This window comes from Aquisphaera insulae (assembly GCF_011064615.1).
GTDB lineage: Bacteria > Planctomycetota > Planctomycetia > Isosphaerales > Isosphaeraceae > Aquisphaera > Aquisphaera insulae.
The window spans coordinates 1-1,905 of record NZ_JAALJH010000204.1; the positions used below are offsets into that span (position 1 = coordinate 1).

Consider the following 1,905-nt stretch of genomic DNA (forward strand, 5'->3'; position numbering starts at 1 on the left):
GACTATCCATACGCATTCTGCTCTCCTTGTCGCAAGCGCCATCGGCCCTTCCGCCCGGTTATGGTGACGGGGCGGTGGGCCGATGGGTTGGTTATGGAATCAGTCGATCGGCTCGGATCAGCGGCGTGGCCTCCTTCCTCCCGGCTGCGATCGGCGGCTTGAGGGCTGCCGCGGCGGCGGATCGGGGTGGGGCTCATGAAGGTCGGGGGCACCGGGCGTGATGAGTTCCGGCGGCCGCTGCTGATCGTAGCCGCCGCGGCGCCAGGAGCGGAGCCGTCGCAGTCGCTGCAACTCCGTCTCGTCGGCCCAGAGGATCCAGCCGCCGCCGACTGCGGCGGACCTCCTCGCCCGGACCCAGCCGCGATGCATCCAGTTCCGCAGCGAGCCCTTCGGCATCCCCAACGCCGCCGCCAGGTCCCCCAATCGCCACTCGTCGCCCCGGAGTTCTCCCGGGGCGATCCGCCGGCCCCTCGCCGGCCCCGCGAACCCCTGGCGAACGAGGAACGTGTTGATCACATGACGATTGAACGCTCCGTTGCCTCGGGGCGGCCGGAAGCCCTCGCGGTTGAGCCGCTCGGCGATCTCCCCCGCGGTCGCCCCGGCGGCCCGCATCTCGACCGCCCGACTCCGGATCCGCTCATAGTCGCTGAGTTGTTCATATTTCTGTACGCGGCGGCGAATCGTGTGCCGTCGCTCGGCGCCCCCGCGCCAGCGGATCGTCACGTCGGCCTGCTCGGTCCGGCCTCGCACCGTCACGGTGACCCGCTCGACCAGGCAGCGGACGATCCGCTGCCTCTCCTCGACCGTGGTGCTCGCGGCGTTCCAGAGCCCGGGGATGTCGGCGGCCAGGGACTCGATCCGGAGCCGGTCGGCCTCGGTCAGCTCGCGAGGCCTCTCGGCGAGGGAGCGATCGTGTTGCTCGCCGATCTCGCGGCGCCGGGCCAGGGCCGCTTCCCAGCGGGCCTCCAGCTCTCGCGCCACCAGGCGGTTCTCCGGCTCGGTCGCGTGGTATTGCCGGGCGGCGCGGTCGGCGTCGATGTCCGCCCGCTCGAGCCGCCGCTGCCAGTCCCGCTCGAGGCGTTCCCGCTCCTGTCGCAGGTCGGCGACGGCCCGGACGCTCAGCTCCAGGCTCGCCGGCTCGATGGCGCGGAGCACCTCGGAGGCGACGAGATCCTCGAGCTCACTGCCGGCGAGGCTCTGGCAGATCGGCTCGGCTCGCTCGACGTATCCGCCGACGCAGGTGTAATAGACCGGCATCCCTCGGGCGTGGTAGGCGACGCGCATCCTTCGGCCGCATCGGCCGCAGTAGGCCAGCCCGCTCAACAGGGACGGCCCGCCCCGGGGCGTGCCCGCGGCGTTGGGGACGTTGCGATTGGCCGCCAATCGTCGCTGGTTGGTCAGGTAGCGATCCCACGTGATGTAGGCGGGGATCGCGTCGGGGATCATCACGTCCCACTTGAGTCGCTCCACGAGGACCGTACCGGTGCCGGGCCGGCCGGGCTTCCGCCGGCGCTCGTCCTGTCGCGTCATCCCGAATACATAGCATCCTGCGTAGTAGGGATGGCGGAGGATCTTGTTGAGGGTCGGCCGGCGGGCGGGCCGCCACTGGAGTTGGCCCGCATCGGGGCCTCGCTGGAGGCGGAACCCCAGCTTCAGGTCGTTCCTCGCCATGTATCGCAGCAGGGCGCCGATAGAGCCCAGCTCGTCGAACTTATCGAAGATCAGCTGGACGACGGATCGGGCCTGCTCGTCGGGGTCGAACTCGAGGCGATCGCCGGAGCGGGAGCGGACGTATCCGACGGGGGCGGAGGTGAACTGCTCGCCGCGTCGGGCCTTGTTGAGCCGCCCCTGGTAGAGGCGTTGCTTCAGGAAGTGCAACTCGGCCTCGCTCATGGTCCCTTTCAG

The 1,905-nt window shown here is 70.4% G+C and carries 1 protein-coding gene; it reads right to left on the reverse strand.

Annotation, left to right across the window (positions count from 1 at the left end; all coding sequences use genetic code 11):
• Positions 1 to 117 precede the first annotated feature (117 nt).
• Positions 118 to 1,905, reverse strand: a 1,788-nt coding sequence (locus tag G6O54_RS36725) for a recombinase family protein (RefSeq protein WP_205679179.1), incomplete at its 5' end; no start/stop codon positions are given.